The 18,011-nt window shown below is 55.4% G+C and carries 19 protein-coding genes; 8 read left to right on the top strand and 11 right to left on the bottom strand.

All coding sequences use genetic code 11. The annotated features are described in order from the left end of the window. Positions 1-49: 49 nt before the first annotated feature. The 3 genes from FT726_RS06910 to FT726_RS06900 form a co-directional block, all read right to left on the bottom strand. Positions 50-1,246: a cupin domain-containing protein gene (locus tag FT726_RS06910; RefSeq protein ID WP_346302623.1), complete on the bottom strand. Its 1,197-nt coding sequence runs from the start codon at positions 1,244-1,246 to the stop codon at positions 50-52. 344 nt (positions 1,247-1,590) lie between these two features. Then, positions 1,591-2,790, bottom strand: coding sequence for an FAD-dependent oxidoreductase (locus FT726_RS06905; RefSeq protein ID WP_211726861.1), 1,200 nt, complete (start codon positions 2,788-2,790; stop codon positions 1,591-1,593). Between the two features lie 90 nt (positions 2,791-2,880). Next, the gene (locus tag FT726_RS06900; protein WP_288421502.1) at positions 2,881-3,915 is read right to left on the bottom strand and encodes an aldehyde reductase; all 1,035 of its coding nucleotides are present in this window, start codon (positions 3,913-3,915) and stop codon (positions 2,881-2,883) included. A gap of 108 nt (positions 3,916-4,023) precedes the next feature. Between FT726_RS06900 and FT726_RS06895 the strand changes: the two genes are divergently transcribed. Then, a complete protein-coding gene (locus tag FT726_RS06895) occupies positions 4,024-4,956 on the top strand; it encodes an AraC family transcriptional regulator (protein WP_233209802.1) in 933 nt (310 codons plus the stop codon). Between the two features lie 28 nt (positions 4,957-4,984). On the opposite strand, the gene mgrA is transcribed toward FT726_RS06895, so the two are convergent. Continuing rightward, complete coding sequence (gene mgrA / locus FT726_RS06890; protein ID WP_346302602.1) at positions 4,985-6,019, bottom strand: L-glyceraldehyde 3-phosphate reductase; 1,035 nt, start codon at positions 6,017-6,019, stop codon at positions 4,985-4,987. 168 nt (positions 6,020-6,187) lie between these two features. On the opposite strand from mgrA, the gene FT726_RS06885 reads away from it, so the two are divergent. Further along, a complete protein-coding gene (locus FT726_RS06885) occupies positions 6,188-7,087 on the top strand; it encodes a LysR family transcriptional regulator (RefSeq protein WP_166719433.1) in 900 nt (299 codons plus the stop codon). A gap of 165 nt (positions 7,088-7,252) precedes the next feature. Here the strand turns inward: FT726_RS06885 and FT726_RS06880 are convergent, their stop codons facing one another. Together FT726_RS06880 and FT726_RS06875 are read right to left on the bottom strand one after the other, a co-directional pair. Next, positions 7,253-7,579 (bottom strand): DNA-binding transcriptional regulator, encoded by a 327-nt coding sequence (locus FT726_RS06880; protein WP_211726866.1) that lies wholly within the window; start codon positions 7,577-7,579, stop codon positions 7,253-7,255. Continuing rightward, the gene (locus FT726_RS06875; protein ID WP_282996207.1) at positions 7,572-7,955 is read right to left on the bottom strand and encodes a type II toxin-antitoxin system RelE/ParE family toxin; all 384 of its coding nucleotides are present in this window, start codon (positions 7,953-7,955) and stop codon (positions 7,572-7,574) included. Before FT726_RS06875 ends, FT726_RS06880 begins: the two co-directional genes overlap by 8 nt. 304 nt (positions 7,956-8,259) lie before the next feature. Here FT726_RS06875 and FT726_RS06870 point away from each other — a divergent pair, with 304 nt between their 5' ends. Continuing rightward, positions 8,260-8,550 (top strand): hypothetical protein, encoded by a 291-nt coding sequence (locus FT726_RS06870; protein WP_021508990.1) that lies wholly within the window; start codon positions 8,260-8,262, stop codon positions 8,548-8,550. A 24-nt stretch (positions 8,551-8,574) separates the two neighbouring features. Here the strand turns inward: FT726_RS06870 and FT726_RS06865 are convergent, their stop codons facing one another. Next, positions 8,575-10,002 carry a trehalose-6-phosphate synthase gene (locus tag FT726_RS06865; RefSeq protein WP_346302601.1) on the bottom strand — a complete coding sequence of 476 codons (1,428 nt, stop codon included), beginning with the start codon at positions 10,000-10,002 and terminating at the stop codon, positions 8,575-8,577. A 173-nt stretch (positions 10,003-10,175) separates the two neighbouring features. After that, on the bottom strand, positions 10,176-11,039 hold the full coding sequence (locus tag FT726_RS06860; protein ID WP_288421492.1) for a substrate-binding domain-containing protein: 864 nt from the start codon (positions 11,037-11,039) through the stop codon (positions 10,176-10,178). A 234-nt stretch (positions 11,040-11,273) separates the two neighbouring features. On the opposite strand from FT726_RS06860, the gene FT726_RS06855 reads away from it, so the two are divergent. The 3 genes from FT726_RS06855 to FT726_RS06845 all read left to right on the top strand — a co-directional run bounded on the left by FT726_RS06855 (position 11,274) and on the right by FT726_RS06845 (position 13,124). Then, positions 11,274-11,969 (top strand): hypothetical protein, encoded by a 696-nt coding sequence (locus FT726_RS06855; protein ID WP_058770282.1) that lies wholly within the window; start codon positions 11,274-11,276, stop codon positions 11,967-11,969. Between the two features lie 97 nt (positions 11,970-12,066). Then, positions 12,067-12,597, top strand: coding sequence for an outer membrane lipoprotein Blc (gene blc, locus FT726_RS06850; protein ID WP_058775967.1), 531 nt, complete (start codon positions 12,067-12,069; stop codon positions 12,595-12,597). A 230-nt stretch (positions 12,598-12,827) separates the two neighbouring features. Further along, positions 12,828-13,124: a hypothetical protein gene (locus FT726_RS06845; RefSeq protein WP_072208578.1), complete on the top strand. Its 297-nt coding sequence runs from the start codon at positions 12,828-12,830 to the stop codon at positions 13,122-13,124. Between the two features lie 336 nt (positions 13,125-13,460). On the opposite strand, the gene FT726_RS06840 is transcribed toward FT726_RS06845, so the two are convergent. Continuing rightward, positions 13,461-14,249 (bottom strand): sulfite exporter TauE/SafE family protein, encoded by a 789-nt coding sequence (locus FT726_RS06840; protein WP_021508984.1) that lies wholly within the window; start codon positions 14,247-14,249, stop codon positions 13,461-13,463. Between the two features lie 107 nt (positions 14,250-14,356). Here FT726_RS06840 and FT726_RS06835 point away from each other — a divergent pair, with 107 nt between their 5' ends. Continuing rightward, a complete protein-coding gene (locus FT726_RS06835; RefSeq protein ID WP_021508983.1) occupies positions 14,357-15,124 on the top strand; it encodes a helix-turn-helix transcriptional regulator in 768 nt (255 codons plus the stop codon). Positions 15,125-15,323: 199 nt separating this feature from the next. Here the strand turns inward: FT726_RS06835 and FT726_RS06830 are convergent, their stop codons facing one another. Continuing rightward, positions 15,324-16,220 (bottom strand): LysR family transcriptional regulator, encoded by an 897-nt coding sequence (locus FT726_RS06830; RefSeq protein WP_346302600.1) that lies wholly within the window; start codon positions 16,218-16,220, stop codon positions 15,324-15,326. 109 nt (positions 16,221-16,329) lie between these two features. Here FT726_RS06830 and FT726_RS06825 point away from each other — a divergent pair, with 109 nt between their 5' ends. Next, positions 16,330-17,493: an alpha/beta fold hydrolase gene (locus tag FT726_RS06825; protein ID WP_021508981.1), complete on the top strand. Its 1,164-nt coding sequence runs from the start codon at positions 16,330-16,332 to the stop codon at positions 17,491-17,493. 91 nt (positions 17,494-17,584) lie between these two features. Here FT726_RS06825 and FT726_RS06820 read toward each other — a convergent pair whose 3' ends face one another. Continuing rightward, complete coding sequence (locus tag FT726_RS06820) at positions 17,585-17,803, bottom strand: hypothetical protein (protein WP_288423427.1); 219 nt, start codon at positions 17,801-17,803, stop codon at positions 17,585-17,587. Between the last annotated feature and the right edge of the window lie 208 nt (positions 17,804-18,011).

The following is an 18,011-nucleotide window of genomic DNA, read 5'->3' as shown; positions in this document are numbered from 1 at the left end:
GGACAGTATCAGGAGGGAACGCGCAGCACCGGCTGCGCGTGGCCACGGGCTATTTCACTACCGGATGCTTCTCCTGCTGCAGTGCATTCATGAAGGTGTCGCTGAGATGCAGATGCTGACGCACCAGCGCCGGTGGCGTGCTGGCCAGCCACTGGTTAAGCGAAATATCCGCGTAATAATCGCTTTTAAACAGTTCCAGAAAGCGCAGCGGCTTGTCACCCGTGTTTTCGATATAGTGACCCATGGCAAAGGGCACATAGCCGACATCACCGGCGCGGAAGTCAAACGTACGCGCCTGACCCGACGAGGCAAACACGCCCATCCGCCCCTGACCTTCCAGATAGTATTGCCATTCGTCGTTATTGGGATGCCAGTGCAGTTCGCGCATCGCGCCGGGAGCCAGTTCCACCAGCGCGGCGGCGATGGTTTTCGATACCGTAAAATTACTGGAATCAGTAATGCGTACCGTGCCGCCCGGCAGCGTCAACGGCTTCTGCGCCAGCATTTTATGTGAGAAGACCTGCTTCGATTTCACCCCGCCGCTCACCGCCGAAGCCGCCGCGCCGTCCGGGGCCTGCCCGGCAAAGATGTACTCCTCTTCCGGCGAGGGCAGCGTGTTAAACACCTCAGCCGGCACGCCAAAGTTTTTTGCCAGCACTTCGGGCGGGATATGTTTGAACCAGTCGCTGAGCAGAAAGGTACTGTCTTCATCGAAATTGCCGTTGTCGAAGGCCAGCAGGAATTCGCAGCCGTCCGGCCCGAGGCCCTGAATTGAGTGCGGCACGCCCGGCGGGAAATACCATAAATCGCCCACGCCGACGTCATCGACAAACCAGCCACCTGCGGTATCCAGCGCGGTGATGCGCGCATTGCCGTACAGCATGTAGGCCCACTCGCCCTCTTTGTGCCAGTGCAGTTCGCGGATGCCCCCCTTATCCAGCCGCATATCGACGCCAGCAATGGTGGTGGAAATGCCCAGTTCGCGCTGCGTCACCTGGCGCGTCCAGCCACCGCTGCCCTTGCGCACGTGCGCATCGCTAAACGAAAAGCGCAGGTTGGGTAATGTGCCGCTGTCGGTTGCTGGCGGATCGACCAGATCCGGATTCAGCGCTTCGCGCACCGGATCGTGCGGGCCAGGGTCGCGCGGATGGTTGGGATCATTCGCCGGATAGGTTGCAACCTTGCTATCGTGGGCGTGGACTTTGCCAGCTGCCAGCGCCACGGTGCCACCGGCGGCGAAGGCCATAAAGCTTCTGCGAGATAAGTTTTCCAGTTTCATACCTGCTGTTTTCCTCAGTTTCTTATGGTTTGTGTCGTGCCCCTTAACCATAATCAACCTGTGGCTTTCGCCAACCTTGTGTCACCGCTGAAATCAATAGAAAACCTTTATCATCGCGTAATCCCGCTCTTCACCAGCCTCACGCCATTTACGCTTCGTTGAGATCGCGTTGACGTTCAGGTTATATCAGTCGACAAATAAGGCACAAAGTGATTAAACCCCCTCTCCGATTAAGCAATTTTTTTAATGATAGCCCGCCGAAAAAGTTAATTTAATGTTACAAAAGCATCGCAATTGCAATAATTACCCGGCTACGTTTTTTCTCCGGCGAGACGTGGCCGTTCCGGGCGGAAGCCCATGCCAATCAACCGGCCAAACAGATGGCGTAAAAACGGATAGCGGCTGATGAGCTGCGGAACCTTACTGGGCGTGGTACGCGGGCGCTTGCCGCTGCTCATCTTGATCTGCAGGAATTGCGTCGCCACCGTCGGAAACTGCCGCCGCCGCTGCACGTTCTCTAAATCGCGCAGCGTGAGCGTGCCGTTTTGCAACGGCCGCGTCAGATAATTGGCGCTGGCCACCGCGTCCTGAATCGCCAGGTTCACACCCACGCCGCCAATCGGTGACATCGCATGTGCGGCATCGCCAATGCACAGCACGCCGGGCTTCATCCATTTGTCCAGCCGATCGATACGGATGGATAACAGACTCAGCTGCTGCCACTCCTGCAGCTGCGCCATGCGCGCCACGCTGAACGGCGCAACCTCTGCCATGCGGTTTTTCAGCGCGTCGAGCCCGGCCTGCTTCAGCGCCTCGAATTCGCCTTTCTGAATGGTGAATCCACACTGCCAGTATTCGCCGCGGTCAATGACAATGAAGTTTTGCTTCGGCCCCTTGTGGCCCATCCCCAGCTCAGGGTCGTCCGGCTGTTTATCCAGCCGGAACCACACCACATCGCGTGGAGCACCGAAGCTTTTACCCACCAGCCCGGCTTTCTGCCGCACCGCCGAGCGACGGCCATCAGCGCCTATCACCAGCGGCGCGTGAATTTCGTGACCTTGTAACGTTTTCACGCCTGCGATTACGCCATCCTGATAAAGAAAATCGTCAAAACCGGTGGATTGCAGCAGCGTGAAACCGGGATAGTGCGCCGCCTGGGCGGCGAGGAAAGTGAGGAAATCCCACTGCGGCATGAAGGCGATAAAACGGCAGCGCAACGGCAGACGGGAGAAATCGGCCATGGTGATCTCCTGCCCGCCTACTTCCGCCTGTAACTTTTCCGCGCGCTGATGCGGCAGCGCCAGCAGCGCGTCGAGCAGACCCAGCTGGTGCATGATCTCCAGGGTTGAGGGATGAATGGTGTCGCCGCGAAAATCGCGCAGAAAATCGGCGTGCTTCTCAATCACGACCGCGCGCAGGCCGGCGCGCGTCAGTAAATAGGCCAGCATTAAGCCGGCCGGACCGCCGCCGACGATACAGCAGTCGGCGTTTATCACCTGTGGAGACGGCATGATATCCTCATCAATCGCTATATATGATAATTGTTATCATTTATATAGCATCTGCGCGTCACCAGGGTGATGATAAATGCCGCAGTCAAACTAGTGGTTTGCTACCAGCCCCAGCGCAATCAGGCTGCGCGCGGTGGCAAGAATGGCCTCCTGCGGACTACGCGGGTGCCAGTTCAGCAGCCAGCCAGCTTTAGCGGCGCTGACGTTCATATCAACGCCCAGCAGTTTTACCATTCCCGTCATCAGCGGATTTTGCGCTGCCGCCGCCCGCACCATGGCGTCACTCATTGGCTGCAGCGAAACCTTCTCTGCTTCTGCTGCCAGATGGGTTTTGAGCGTGCGCGCCACCTCAATAAGCGGCAGGCTGTGCCCCGAACTGGCAAGGAAGCGCTGCCCCTGCGCGGCGGCGTGGGTCATTGCCAGCACGTGCAGACTGGCCACGTCACGCACATCAACAAAACATGAGTTGATGTCAGGACAGCCTGGCTGCCCCTCCAGTAGCTCCTTCACAATGCGAATCGAATGTGAATAGTCGGCACCCAGCACCGGTCCCAGCACCGACACCGGGTTCACCGTGGCCAGTTCCAGACCGTTACCCTGCTCAGCGATAAACTGCCAGGCGGCGCGTTCCGCCAGGGTTTTCGATTTCTGATACGGCCACACATCGCCGCTGACATCGCTCCAGTCGCGCTCGGTAAAGGGGCGCGGATAGTCCGCTGGATGTCCGATACCGACCGCGCCAAACGCCGAGGTCAGCACCACACGTTTAACACCTGCATCGCGCGCGGCGCGCAATACGCGCAGATTTCCTTCAATCGCCGGATTCACCCAGTCAGCTTCGCTTACCTGGCTGCCGGTCGGGGTGGGTGAAGCGCCATGCAGCACGAAGCGACAGCCCGCCACTGCGTCTTCCCAGCCCGCGTCTGCCGTTAAATCGGCAACGACACATTGCAGCGCCTCGCCTGCGGCCACCCCGGCCTGCAACAGATGCGCCCTGACTTCAGCTTCACGTTCGGCATCACGTAAGGTGGTTCGCACCTGATAGCCCTGCTGCAGCAGCGCAATAATGCAGTACTGAGCGATAAACCCGCTGCCGCCGGTAACCAGAACCTTGTCATTACTCATCTTTCTTCCTCATCACAAGCATCGTTCATTCGATGCGCTCTACGTTAAGCGGCGGAGTGAGGATTTTGAATGCTTGTAAATGCAGTTTACTTGCGTGATAGTACAGAAATGAGCCTTGATCCCTTTTCCGACATTCTGCGATTCGTTCGCGCTGAATCATTGCTGACCGGCGGTTTTACCGCAGGCGGACGCTGGGCGCTGCGTTTCCCTGCGCCCGATAAAATTAAATTCTTCGCCATTATCAAAGGCAGTTGCTGGGTCATACTGGAGGGCGAATCTGAACCGTTCCACTTTGCCACCGGCGACGTCGGCTTGCTGAGCGCTAAACGCGCCTTCGTGCTGGCCAGCCATCCGGACGAACCACCGGTTGACGCCATGAGCGTGTTTTATGGCGCAGGAAAAGGCCATGCGCCGATTGGCAGCGGTGATGATTTTGTCCATATCGGTGGCCATGTACTGCTTGATCCTGCCAGTGGTCGTTTACTGACCCACGTATTACCTCCCTGGATTCAGGTACCGGCGGCGTCACCGCAGGCGGCGTCATTCCGCTGGGTGCTGGATCAACTGGTGCAGGAAGGCCAGCATGTCCAGCCGGGATCGCAGCTGGCAACGGCCCAGCTGGCACAACTACTGTTCATCCAGATTCTGCGGGCGCATTTGCAAACCAGCAGCGCACTGCCCGCCAGCTGGCTGCGGGCGCTGAGCGATGCGCGATTGGCACCGGCGTTACAGCGGCTGCATGGCGAACCGGCACGCAACTGGCATCTGGACGAACTGGCGCGTGCCTGTGCCATGTCGCGCACCCGTTTTGCCCAGTATTTTCGTCAGGTGGTTGGCATCACGCCAATAGCCTATCTGACGGCGTGGCGCATGCGGCTGGCAGAGCGTGCGTTGCAGGAGGAAAATGAGGCGGTGGCCGTGGTAGCGCAGACGCTGGGTTACGCCTCAGAGAGCGCCTTCAGCCATGCTTTTAAGCGTGAAACGGGTCAGTCACCCAATGCATTTCGCCGCGCCGTGCGGTTACAGCAGGCGCAGCGATAAAACGCGCCGCGTTGCGCGGCGCCGGGCATCATTTAAGTTGCGAAGAGACGCGCCACATATCCACCCCGCCCTCGGTGGCGTAGCGATCAATGTCCACCAGCTCCTGTGCCGTAAAGGTCAGGTTGTCCAGCGCGCGCAGGGAATCACTCAACTGATCAACCGTGCGGGCACCAATCAGCGCAGAAGTGACCCGCTCATCACGCAGCGCCCAGGCGATCGCCATCTGCGCCAGCGTCTGACCGCGCGCTTCAGCAATCGCGTTGAGCGCGCGAATTTTTGCCAGGTTCTCTTCGCTGAGCATGGCAGAAAGACGCGGATCGCTGCCGTCGGCGCGCGCGCCCTGCGGTACGCCGTTGAGATATTTATTGGTTAGCATGCCCTGTGCCAGCGGTGAAAAGGCGATGCAACCGCTGCCGAGCTCCGCCAGCGTATCGAGCAGCCCGTGCTCAATCGTGCGGTTTAGCATCGAGTAATTGGGCTGATGAATAAACAGCGGCACTTTCTCATCGGCCAGAATCGCAGCGGCCTGACGCGTCAGCTCTGGCGAATGGGAAGAGATGCCGACATACAGCGCCTTGCCCTGACGATGCAGCTGTACCAACGCGCCCATGGTTTCTTCCAGCGGTGTATTCGGATCGACGCGATGACTGTAGAAGATATCGACATAATCCAGCTCCATGCGGCGCAGGCTGTTATCACAGCTGGCAATCAGATGCTTACGGGTGCCGGTCGGGCCACCATACGGACCCGGCCACATATCCCAGCCCGCTTTGCTGGAGATAATCAGTTCATCACGATATGGGGCAAAATCCTGCGCCAGCCAGCGACCAAAGTTCTCTTCAGCCGATCCCGCTGGCGGACCGTAGTTATTCGCCAGGTCGAAATGGGTAATGCCGTTATCAAACGCGTGGCGCAGGATCGCTCTGCCGGTCTCAAACACGTCAACGCCGCCAAAATTCTGCCATAGCCCCAGCGAGATCAGCGGCAGCACCAGGCCACTTTTGCCGGTTTTACGGTACTGCATGTTGGTCTGATAACGCGCTGGCGATGCAACATAACTCATAACAGATTCCTCTCATTAAATGCCGCCGTGCTGGTGGGCAGAAGACGTACTCTGCCTTCCTGCAAAACCGCGCGGCGAACAGGCGATTGCCGGACAAATTTTTACCGCGTATGGTTAATCTGTAAAATTCATTATTGTGATTAAATTCATCTTTTATGGAGATAACTGATGGAATTGCGCCAGATGCGGCACTTCATCGCCGTGGCGGAACATGAAAATTTCACCCGCGCCGCACAGAGTATGCATATTGTGCAATCGGCCTTGTCCACCTCGATCAAACAGCTGGAGGAGGAACTGGGCGCGCCGCTTTTTATCCGCTCTACTCGCCAGGTGCGCCTGACCATGGCCGGGAAAGTGTTTCTTGATTACGCCAGAACCATCGGTGCCTTTGTCGAAAAAGCGTCGCAGGAAGTGGCGGCGATCGTGGCGCTTAAGACCGGAACCCTGTCGATTGGCACGGTGCAAAGCGTGCCGCCGTTTATCGATCTGCCGCAATTACTGGAAACCTTTATTCGTCGCTTTCCGGATTTTGACGTCAAGCTGTGCCAGGGATCATCGGCGAAGCTCAATGCAAAAGTGCACAATCAGCAGATCGATCTGGCGATTATGCCGGTGGAGGAAGTCTCCGACCGGCTGTCGTCGCGCATCATCGCCTGCGATGAAATCGTGGTAGCGTTCGCCGCGGATTATGCCGGGTTCACCGCGATGCAGCCGGACGTCACCATGGCACAACTGGCGCAGCAGTCGTTCATCGATTTCGAAGCCGGCCAGGGCACGCGCAAGGTGAATGACAACAGTTTTGCCCTGCAGGGGCTGAGCCGCAAGGTGACGTTTGAAGTGAGCGATCTGGAAACCCTGCTGAGTCTGGTTGAGCGCAATATGGGGATTGCCCTGCTGCCCGAACAGGTAGTGAAAGCGCGCAGCACGACGCTGCATTATTGCCGCATCAGCGACGTTGATGTGTGTTGGGAATTGGCAGTGGCCTGGCTCAGCGATCGTCCCGGCAGTATGAACGTTTACGACCGGCCAGTGCAGGAATTTATGGATATTCTGGGCAGCAGCGATTAGCGCCGGGGCGGGTAACGGCGGGATAGATACTAACAGGCATAAGATCTATGCCTGCTTTTCATCACTTCAACCCAGCGTCACAGCGTGATTTTGGCTGCGGCGTCACGACAAATTCGTTGTATCACGCAATGTCAGGCCACCTTATCCTGTGGCCGCAAAAAATGATTAACGCAACACCTCAAGACCCTTTCTATCAATGAGGTTAAGCAGGCGCAGCGCAGCGCCATTTGGCTTCTTCTCCTCACGCTCCCATTTCACCACGGTGGCCGGGGACAGGCCAATATAGGCCGCTAACATGGCCTGACTCAGACCATGACGCTCACGTAACTCACGAATAGCCTCGCCTGACATCAGTTGTAAAACCGGCAGAGAGGTACGCAGCTCACGTAATCTGACACGTGAATCGATTTTTTCGGTAAGCTCATCGCTAACCACCCCCAGCGGGTTAAAATCATGCGCGATTTCCTGCAGATCTTTTAGATGATCAACCATCGCATATTACCTCTCGCATTTTTCTCGCCTTTATCGCTGCTCTTTCCTGCTCAGTCGTCATGGCAAACAGTTGACTGGCTACCTGCCTGTAGAGATTAAGCTCATCCTCTTTAATCTCACGTATGCCACTCTTCGTGGTCGATTTAGCGTAACCGTTAACAAAAAACAGGTGTTTTTGTGATTTGAACGCGACAATCGCTCTGGCTCCGCCGCTTTTGCCGGCGCCGAGCGGAATGCGTTTTTTGTAAACACCGCCACCCAAACTGGCCTCATACTGTCCGGCAATCAATTCGCGGGCAGCCAGACAGAGCTTGATGTCCGCAATCATTTCACCTTTGAAATTTCGGTCGAAGGGCTTCAATACATAAATGGCCATGCTGTTTCCCTGCTTTATGAAGAAGAGGACTGTCCTTGTCCCTGCCTGAACACCTATGCTACTAAGTACTATAGAAGCCTGCAATAATGGCTTCGATGAATTCATTTGCTTGCCATAGTGGTAACACGCCCGCCTGTACAGAAGCGCTTTTGTTGTATAAGTTTAAGGGTGCTGTCGGGGAAACATTTCGCTCAGCAGGTCACACATTTCCGACAGAGGAAGAGCGACACTATCAGTCGTTGATTAGGCTTTGGTTTACCTGCACCAGGCAATGCTAAACGCAACGCGGATACTGAGAGCTTTTATGTATAGAAGTGAAGATGAAAAACTGGCCGACATTGTCATGGGCGATGCCGTGCTGCAATTGTTAAAACAAGCCGGACCGGTAACCACTCTCGCGCTGCTGGAAAAACTGCGCGCGATGGCGGCATCAGAAACCGATCCGGCCCGCCAGCGCGCGTTTCGCTATGCGATTGCTGAAGTGCAGAACAGCAAAAGTGCGCCACAGGGCGAAGCGGTGGCGTTAAAAGGTAGCGATAACGTGACCCATATTTTTCGCAACCGTGATAATACGGGCAAAAACACCCGACATTAGCCCCGCTCTTTCCCTGCCTGCTTATCAATAACGTAACCGCCCGCTTATGCCTGCGCCCGACAGGTGACGGCTACACAGCTGCGCACTCTCCGGCTGCGGCTCATCCATTAACAGGGCGAGGAAGCTGTCGGCCCACCAGTGACAATCATAGCGGTGCAGATTATTCAGCAAGCGCGCATGACGGTTCTGACGGTCGCTGAGCGGCAGCCGCAATGCCGTATGGATGGCATCCGCCATTGCATCAGGATCGTAAGGATTAACGATCAGCGCGCCATCCATCTGTTCGGCCGCACCCGCGAACTGCGACAGAATCAGCACGCCGGGATTCGCCGGATCCTGCAGCGCAGCATACATTTTCGCCATCAGGCTCATGCCCGCCATCAGTGGCGTCACCAGCGCCACCCGCGCCGCGCGATACAGCCCGGCCAGCTCCTCACGGCGATAATCGTGGTTGAGATAGCTGACCGGATACCAGTTGAGCATACCGTGCACGCCATTAACCTCACCGCACAGATTTTCCAGATTGTGGCTGATCGCCTGCTGCCGGTGCGGGTGTCCGCTGGCAGCAGAAGCCAGCTGCAATAACATGATGTTGCCCGCATAGTCGGGATGATGGCGCAGCAGCACTTCCAGCGCGCTGATGCGATACGGCAGACCTGCGCTGTCGTCGAGATGACCGCCGCTCAGCACCGTGTTGGCTGGCAAATGTTCGCGGCTTTGCTGTTCCATGTACTGGCAGCTGTTGCTCTCAAGTAACGCCTGAACCTCAGCCAGATCGATCCCGACCGGAAACACGCCGGTAGTGATAATGTGACCGTGCACGCGCAGACGGTTCCTGCCTAAGCGTTCAGCGCGAAACTCGCTCTCCAGCCACAGCAGAAAGTTATTCATATCCTGCGCGGTCTGGAAGCCAATCAGGTCGCAGCACAGCAGCGACTCTGCCAGGCTGCGCCAGTCAGGGATCGCTTCAAACAGCTGACCGGACGGAAACGGCTGATGTAAAAACAAACCGATGCGGTTAGTTAAGCCGGTATCACGCAGCATTTTTACCGTTGGGATGAAGTGATAATCCTGCAGCCAGATCACATCGTCCGGCATGGCATATTCGGCGATGGCGTGGGCATAAGCCGCATTCAGCTGGCGATAGGCCTGGAAGCTGGCGCTGGTGAAACGTGCCAGGTCCGGACGCTGGTGAAACACCGGCCACAACCCCTGATGTACGTAGCCGTGATAGCCCTCTTCGTATTCTGCGCGCGTCAGCGCAAACTGCAGCCTGTCGTATTCGTTATCCTGCTGAAAGCTAAGCGTGCGCGCCGCTTCCTGCGCAGCGACGGTACGTTGTCCATCCCAGCAGACCCAGAGGCCACCGCGTCGCGCCATCAGGCGATCGTAAATGGCTGCCAGCGTGGAAGACTGATGCTGATTATGTGTGACCAGAATAGTGCCGGGCATGATATTTCCCTTTAAGGTTAAGGCGCGCCACAGTGCCGCCTGCTGCGCTGATTTAACCGCCGGCAATATAAAAAAGGCGTAAAGAAAACCTGCGCGGATATAAAAATCCGGCAAAGATCAGCGCCAGTGTGTGGAAATCAGCCCGGCGCCCAGGGGGGAAAGGCTTGCAGCGATCAGTGACGGATGGCGCAGCCGCACTGCGACATTTCGCCAGGCACATATTTGCCGTGATGCGAATGGCGCACCTGCAGCTCACCCTGCTGCCAGGCGCGGCTGTGGTCCGGACGCTGATCCAGCAGCCGGTTGAGGGCTTCCGTCACCAGTAAATCACGGCGCGGTGCCCAGCTGCTCAGGTGCCATGTGGAGCCGCGCGCCTCGTCAGCATCATCAAAGCCCACCACGGAGATATGCGCGCCCTGACCGAAGTCGCGCACGGCCTGCAGTGCGCCGAAGGCCAGCTCGTCGTATTCGCACATCAATGCATTGATGCGTTCTGCCGCACGGGTTTTCTTCAGATAAGCCATCATCGCCTGATAAGCCTGCTCGCGGTGAAGCGCGCCGGCGTGCAGTGCTGCGTGCAGCGTCTTATCTTCCGCCTGCAGGCTGGCAATAAACCCCTGCACCTGGCGCGGCGGCGTGTCACTTGCCTGCACCTGCATAGCGCCCAAACGCTGGTGCCCCTGCGACAGCAGCAGTGCGCCAAGCTGCTGCCCGGCGTGATACGCATCGGCAACCACCACATCAGCGTCCGCGCTGTCGTTCGGGCACAGATGCACCGCGCGCAGCGACGGCAGCAGGTGCGCGACCATCTCCTGCGCATCCCGACACGGCGAGCTCAGGAACAGCAGTCCACCCAGCGGCAGCGACGACGCGTTACGCAGCGCGGCCTGAAAATCCTCGCGCGTGGCGGCGCACAGCAGCACCGGCAGCCGATCACGCGCACTGAGCTGACGCGTGACTTCTTTGAGCATGTGCATACTGTGCGGATGGCTGACATCATCGCTGACGATGCCGATGAGCGGCGAATGGACGGACATAACTGACCTCTCCTGCTACGTAGGGTACGGGAATAATTTTGACGTATGAGTATGAAATTCCACGTTACCCGAATAATCAGATATCGCCAATCGGTGGATGCGAAGGATTGCTGTGCTCCCCCTTCACCCGGTGCGTGTTGACGGCGGCAAAATGCGCAGCCGCTGCACCGGACGCCCGATTAGCTTCGTTTTACGTTACACTGACGCCACGAATATTTTGCTAGCGGAAAATTTATGCGCATCACCCTCGATCAGGCCGATCAGCCTTTTATTCACCGCTTACTGGGCGAGGAGATCGCCAGTATCGATTCCCCGTCTGACGAACAACTGCGCCTGCAACAGGCGTTGCAGGATGCGCGGTTACAGAGAAATCATGAAGCAGAGCTCGACTGGAAACGCAACGCGCTCTATCTGCTGCTGTTTGTGTTCCTGTATGGCGCACTGGGCTGCTCGCTGACGCTGGATTTGAGCGCGGTCGCACAAGCGTCAAGCCATAAAAGCATTGCCTATGCGCTGGAAGCGGTACCGGTCCTGATCGCCTTTTCTGGTCTGTTCCTGTCGCTGCTGTTTCTGTTCGCCGCGCGCGGCAGCGCACGCCGCCTGCACAACTGGGATCACACTATCGTGCTGCTGGAAAAATACAGCGGCTGCAACCTGAGTCTGCAGATTAATGAAATGGGGGCGCGCACCACGCATTACTCGCAGTCGGCGATTACCGTGGCGCTGGCGATGTTTATCTGCCTCACCTGGGTGGTGATGTATAACTACTTCACCTTTACCACCAGCGGCGTGATTGGCAGTGTCATCTCGCTGTTTATTACCACTATGACCTACGTGATTCTGGATATTCAGCTGCTGAAATCCGGCAAATCAATCGCTATCGATGAGCCGGTGATTCCGCCAGAAGATGAGGTTGAGAAACGCCGTTAATCGACAGACCGGCGCGGCGTAAGGTTTTGAACCGCGCCGGTTTCGCTATCCTTATCTATACTTCAGACAGGATTTTGAGAGATATAAAGGAGTTGCGATGAAAATCTGGCCGTTAGTCGCCATCACGGCGCTGTCTGTTACTCTGGTCGCCTGTAAATCCCCGACGCCACCTAAAGGGGTGCAGCCCATCACCCACTTTAATGCCGATCGCTATCTCGGCACCTGGTATGAAATTGCCCGCCTCGATCACCGTTTCGAACGCGGTAAAGATCATGTGACCGCCACCTACAGCAAACGCAGCGACGGCGGTATCAGCGTGCTGAATCGCGGTTACGATCCGGAGAAAAAAGCGTGGAGCGAGAGCGAAGGCAAAGCTTACTTCACCGGCAAACCTGACGTCGCCGCGCTAAAGGTCTCGTTCTTCGGGCCTTTTTATGGCGGTTATAACGTGATTGCGCTGGATGAAGATTATCAGTATGCACTGGTCGCCGGGCCGAACCGGGGGTATCTGTGGATTCTGTCGCGTCAGCCCACCATTCCGGCTGAAGTCAAACAACGCTATCTCGCCTATGCCCAGCGACTGGGCTTCGCAACCGATCAACTGATTTGGGTGAACCAGTCACGATAAGAGGTGCAGCGCCAGTGACTCCCGCGCGGGCGTCAGTGATTACCCTCGCAATAAGCAGAGTGAAGTCAGCAGCAGGCACTGCGTAAATTGACGGCCTTAGTTTCTTATTGAAAAACGGGTGTTGATGATCTGTTAAGTCAGCAGAGATAAAACGGATGGTAGTGTATCTCTTCGTGAGTATTACCCGCCGCGGCAGCCTGAGCTGCCCGTTACGAATCGAGAGGCTAACAATGAGTAAGTATTTTCTGGCCTGCTTTTTGGCACTGTTTGCATGCTCTGTCAGCGCTGGACAGGGAGGAGCCGGAGGTCAGGGAGGAAATGGCGGCTATGCGGGAGAATCCGGCGCTGACGGTGGAAACGGTTCAGATGGAGGTAATACTGATGGCTCTGCCGGCAGGCCGGGATGTCCCGGCGGCACCGATCCTGATGCGGACGGAAAATTTTATCTCCCTGGTACCACTCAGGAGTGCAATCCAGGCAAGCATGATTCGATGAAGATTCATCAGCCGACGGTAACCGGCGCTTAATTCGCTAGCCTGTTGCCGGGTAAATGCATGTTTGGGCCAGCGTGTCAGTTACTTCCCCGTCATGTACGGTTTAAGTCACTCTCTAAGCGTCAGCAGCAGGCTGGCGCCGCCAAAGGCCAGTAGCAAACCTATTCTCTAATGCGCCGCCGCCGGTAAGTATGCTCAACCTACGCATTCCAATACATGGCACACAATGTACTGGCTGCATACTGCCTGTCAGTGTCAAATGCCTCTGGACAGCTGGAAGTGCTGTGAACGTCCGCTTTGTGCCAGTGACGGATGTTCATACAATTATTGCTTCTGTAACAGCAGCCAAATCAGCAAAACAAGGTTTGTCTAAAGCACTATTACTACCAGAACCATGCACAGCAGCATCACGTAGATTCGCGCGTGCCAGACATCGGGGACGGCGGGGATAGCCCGGCGGCTGAAAGCAATACCCGCCCAGCCGGTCACCAGGAGCAAGCCCAATATTTTCAGGCTGATAAATCCCAAAAATCCGCCTGCCTGAATTTTATGCCAGCCGCTTATCGCATATGTCATCGCACCGCACAGCGCTACCGGCAGGGAAAGCGGGTTGGCCGCACTAATACACGCGCGCATTGCATGGCCGTGTCGTCGTAACAGTGGCACCGTCATTACGCTGCCGCCAACGCCCAGCAGTGCAGCAATCATGCCGATTAGCATACCGCCACCGGCAACCGTCAAAAGTGATAAACGACGCGGCGCGCTGCCGCTGAAGAAGCCTTTGCGTAACAGACAATCCCCAATCGTCGACAGCATATAAAGGATAAAAAGCGCGCGAATCAGCGCCTCGCTCATCATTCCCGCTAACCACGAACCGACTACCGCGCCTGTGGCGATAAACCACAGCAGCGGAAACAAGACGGTTGAAGAAAGCCTGCCCGCTTGCCAGTTTTGGTAACTAACCCAGCCTGCGTTGAAAATCATCACCGCTGTCGAGGTGGCCACGGCAATATGCATCGCATTTCCTGCCAGCAGCGGCTGCCGCATCAGCAACTGATAAATAAATGGCACGACAACAAAGCCGCCGCCGAAGCCAAAAAGGACCGTGGTTATGCCGGTAGTAAAGCCGGCAAGTACTATTATCAGCAATTCGTTCAAGGAGGTGTCCCGTTTACAAGTGAGGCAGCAGCATATCGCGCCAGCGGCCCGCTTCCCATTTGCGCAGCGCTCAATTACCCTTGCAAACTGGTCAGATGGGGACGGATATGCGAAACGAGAAAATTGACGGCTTCGATCGGCTGAATCGCGATGTTGTAGCGCTCGGCAACGACTATGCGCAGGGATTTTTCCTGCCGCAACATCAGCACCGCCGTGCGCAGCTTCTGTATGGCGCAACCGGCCTGATGCACGTTTCAACCCGTGACGGGGAATGGGTGGTGCCGCCCCAGCATGCGGTATGGATCCCCCCCGAAATCCTGCATGCCGTCAAGTTTACAGGCGTAACGACGCGTAGCCTGTATATCGAACCCGCATGCGCGTCCAGATTGCGTAACATCAGCCGCTGCGAAGTGATTGCCGTATCGCCGCTGTTGCGGCAGCTACTACTGGAGGCGGTGGATTTGCCGCCGTGCTATGACAGCGTACGCGATCGGGCGCTGATAGATTTAATGCTGCTTGAAGTGGCGGCAATGCCAGTGTGCGCGCTCGAGATCCCTTTGCCGCAGCAGCCCGCGCTGTTGAGGCTATGTCAGGCTTTTTTACTTGCGCCAGCCATTCACGATCCGGCAGAACGCTGGGCCAGCGCGCTGTTTATGAGCGGCAGCACATTTCGTCGCCATTTTCAGCAGCAAACCGGCATGTCGTTTTCAGCCTGGCGTCAGCGAGCCTGTGTGGTCAGCGCGCTGGCAATGCTGCTAACGGGAACACCGGTAAACGAAGTCGCGTTGTCGCTCGGCTATGACAATGGTTCATCCTTCGCGACGATGTTCCGTCGGATTACCGGCCAGCCACCTTCATTTTATCACCCGACTTAACAGGGGGGCTTTGTCCACTGCTACCAGCTCAGGTCTGATAGCTTTCCTGCGCCATTGACTGAACAGACGCATGGCAGTTGCTATTTTGAAGGTAGAATAAGCTTTGTAAAGCCAAGGTAAAGACGTAATGTTGGAACAATAACGTTCGCGTTGTGCTAAAAGCGGGCATCATTCTATGTTTGTTCAAGTACCCGCACTCTTAAAGCGGCTTCGCTTTCAAAGCATCAGCAATAAAATCAACGAAAGTGCGAACCTTAAATGGAATGCGCATCGCACTCGGGTACACTGCCTGAATGGTAAGCTCTGATGTCCGGTAATCTGGCAGCAGCTCAATCAGTTGGCCCTGCCTTATGTGCTCTCGAAAAACAAAACAGGGGCCATATACAATCCCTGTACCGCCCAAGGCCGCTTCCATTAACAAATGGATATTGTTTGATGTGAGCCGGCAACGGCTTTCAATAGTGTGTGGCCTGTTATCTGTGTCATAGATTGTCCAGTCTCCGGCAGAAATTGCCTGGCTGAAAGCCATGCGCGGCATACGCGAGAGATCATCTGGCGTTTCAGGCATGCCGTATTTTTTCGGAAAGTCTGTTGATGCGCATAAAACCATTTTACAGGGTGCCAGACGTCGGGTGACAAGCGTCGGATCGTCCAGATGTCCTATGCGTATGGCTACATCTATCCGTTCCTCAAGCAAATCAATATACTTATCCTCAAGGACAACACCTGCACTGACTTCCGGAAATTGCTCAAGGTAGCGTGACACAATCTTCCCCAGATGCATTTCGCCGAAGGCAAGAGGGGCGGCGATGCGTAACAATCCCCGGGGAGTGGCCTGAATGTCACTGGCTTCCCTGTCTGCGTCATCCAGAGCCTCGATAATCACTTTGCAGCGGTCATAATATCGCTGACCAACATCCGTAAGGCTCAGTCGGCGTGTAGAGCGCTGAATAAGCCGCACGTGTAAATCGGATTCTAAAGCACTGACATGTTTTCCTGCCATGGCTGATGAAAGTTTAAAACGTCTTGCGGCCGCAGCAAAACTGCCTTCCTCAACTGCCGCAATAAAAATTCGCATACTGGTAAACTTGTCCATTACGCACACCATTCGATAATATGGTTATCGACTGTAAACACTATTCAGCCAATTATCATTTATAAGAACTGTAATTAACATTATTTTAAACCATGAGGAGAATGAAATAATGAAAATTACAGTGAACAATACAGGTATTAATGTACAGCAACATGGTCGCGGTGAGCTTGCACTGGTGTTCCTGCATTACTATGGCGGATCATCCCGAACGTGGCAGAGCGTGATATCACAGTTACCTGATCACTATCGCACGGTAGCTATCGATCACCGTGGCTGGGGATTATCAGATGCGCCGAAGTCCGGATACCGGATTGCGGACCTTGCAAGTGATGCTGAAGGCGTCATTGCCGCGCTCAAGCTAAAGCGATATATCCTGATTGGCCACTCAATGGGAGGAAAAGTTGCCCAATTGATGGCATCCCGTCGGCCTCAAGGCCTTGAAGGGCTAATGCTGATTGCACCCTCTCCTCCTTCGCCCATGATGCTTTCTAAAGAAGATCGCGACAGGCTTACCAGTGCATATAGCAGCCGTGAATCAGTCGAGTTTGTTATCGACAATGTTCTGACGTCGAGGCCGCTTAGCCCGGCGCTCCGTGAGCAGGTCATTGAAGACAGTCTGAGCGCCGGAACTGAAGCGAAGGCTGCCTGGCCCGACATCGCCATGCGCGAAGACATTACAAGTGCAGTTGCCTCCATTAATGTTCCCGTAAGAGTCATATCAGGAGAGCTGGACCGGGTCGATACCCCGGAAACGTTGCAAAGAGAGCTGCTGCCTCGCATTCCTCACGCAGCAATGATGATTGTTCATGGCACAGGACATCTTTCGCCGCTGGAATCACCTCAAGAAATTGCAGGATACATTTCCAATTTCGCAGCTTCGGTTGAGAGGAGCGATACTGTCCATCGATCGCCAGCTGAAACCATTGCTGCATTTGATGAAGCATTTAATGCCGGAAATATTGACGCATTGATGTCTGTTTTCAGTAACCGTGCCTCGATGAGAATGCCCAGCAATGTTGTCATCGAAACTGATCCTTATGCATTGCGTATGGCTTTTACCACGTTGATAGCATCAAGGCCAATTATCAGAAACCAGATCCATACTCTTATCCCTTCAGGTGACCTTATTCTTGCCATCATTAAATGGTCGCTGACTACGACATTAGAAGACGGCACTCAAAGAGATGATTGCGGCGTCGCCACACAGGTGATGGAACAAGGGGCGGATAAGGGCTGGCGGATACGCATTTCAAACCCGACGGGAATTAACTGACTGGTCAATGTCCGCTTTTGCTCAAAGCGGACATGGACTTGTGCACCGTCCGCTTTATGCCAAAGGCAAACAACCCAACACAATCAGGTTTTCATTCGATGCGTTTCACATCAAGATGATGCTCAGTTGCAGCTTCATGAAAGATATCACCCAGCCAGCCTGCAATTTCGTCTTCTGGCATATCATCTGGAATAGCGATATCGAACATTCGCGAAAATTTCCTTTCTGTCACGTCGGCGCGAAATACCTGCCAGCCATCCTCCTTGCGCAGAACGCCTATGTGCCGGCCAAAAACGTCATAAATCAACATATTCAATCTCCTGTGACATCAATCAGACTCTGACGCCATACTATACCAACGTTGATACAAATCGCTGGAAAAAGCCGCACACCGCCACTATTATCGGCTGACTTATTCACCTGCTGATAACTAAGGAGGAACTCTATGCCGTCGTGTGAACTGTTTGTTTACTCACACTTCTATGGTGACTGGACCCGCTCAGGTTTTACCGCACTCG

Source organism: Pantoea sp. Morm, from assembly GCF_016643525.1.
Lineage (GTDB): Bacteria > Pseudomonadota > Gammaproteobacteria > Enterobacterales > Enterobacteriaceae > Pantoea > Pantoea dispersa.
This window is presented reverse-complemented; position numbering and strand designations above follow the sequence as displayed.

Excerpts from the sequence above, each read along its gene's own strand:
- FT726_RS06910 (WP_346302623.1), bottom strand. The coding sequence starts at position 1,246 with ATGGCCTTCGCCGCCGGTGGCACCGTGGCGCTGGCAGCTGGCAAAGTC.
- FT726_RS06905 (WP_211726861.1), bottom strand. The coding sequence starts at position 2,790 with ATGCCGTCTCCACAGGTGATAAACGCCGACTGCTGTATCGTCGGCGGC.
- FT726_RS06900 (WP_288421502.1), bottom strand. The coding sequence starts at position 3,915 with ATGAGTAATGACAAGGTTCTGGTTACCGGCGGCAGCGGGTTTATCGCT.
- FT726_RS06895 (WP_233209802.1), top strand. The coding sequence starts at position 4,024 with ATGAGCCTTGATCCCTTTTCCGACATTCTGCGATTCGTTCGCGCTGAA.
- mgrA (WP_346302602.1), bottom strand. The coding sequence starts at position 6,019 with ATGAGTTATGTTGCATCGCCAGCGCGTTATCAGACCAACATGCAGTAC.
- FT726_RS06885 (WP_166719433.1), top strand. The coding sequence starts at position 6,188 with ATGGAATTGCGCCAGATGCGGCACTTCATCGCCGTGGCGGAACATGAA.
- FT726_RS06880 (WP_211726866.1), bottom strand. The coding sequence starts at position 7,579 with ATGGTTGATCATCTAAAAGATCTGCAGGAAATCGCGCATGATTTTAAC.
- FT726_RS06875 (WP_282996207.1), bottom strand. The coding sequence starts at position 7,955 with ATGGCCATTTATGTATTGAAGCCCTTCGACCGAAATTTCAAAGGTGAA.
- FT726_RS06870 (WP_021508990.1), top strand. The coding sequence starts at position 8,260 with ATGTATAGAAGTGAAGATGAAAAACTGGCCGACATTGTCATGGGCGAT.
- FT726_RS06865 (WP_346302601.1), bottom strand. The coding sequence starts at position 10,002 with ATGCCCGGCACTATTCTGGTCACACATAATCAGCATCAGTCTTCCACG.
- FT726_RS06860 (WP_288421492.1), bottom strand. The coding sequence starts at position 11,039 with ATGTCCGTCCATTCGCCGCTCATCGGCATCGTCAGCGATGATGTCAGC.
- FT726_RS06855 (WP_058770282.1), top strand. The coding sequence starts at position 11,274 with ATGCGCATCACCCTCGATCAGGCCGATCAGCCTTTTATTCACCGCTTA.
- blc (WP_058775967.1), top strand. The coding sequence starts at position 12,067 with ATGAAAATCTGGCCGTTAGTCGCCATCACGGCGCTGTCTGTTACTCTG.
- FT726_RS06845 (WP_072208578.1), top strand. The coding sequence starts at position 12,828 with ATGAGTAAGTATTTTCTGGCCTGCTTTTTGGCACTGTTTGCATGCTCT.
- FT726_RS06835 (WP_021508983.1), top strand. The coding sequence starts at position 14,357 with ATGCGAAACGAGAAAATTGACGGCTTCGATCGGCTGAATCGCGATGTT.
- FT726_RS06830 (WP_346302600.1), bottom strand. The coding sequence starts at position 16,220 with ATGGACAAGTTTACCAGTATGCGAATTTTTATTGCGGCAGTTGAGGAA.
- FT726_RS06825 (WP_021508981.1), top strand. The coding sequence starts at position 16,330 with ATGAAAATTACAGTGAACAATACAGGTATTAATGTACAGCAACATGGT.
- FT726_RS06820 (WP_288423427.1), bottom strand. The coding sequence starts at position 17,803 with ATGTTGATTTATGACGTTTTTGGCCGGCACATAGGCGTTCTGCGCAAG.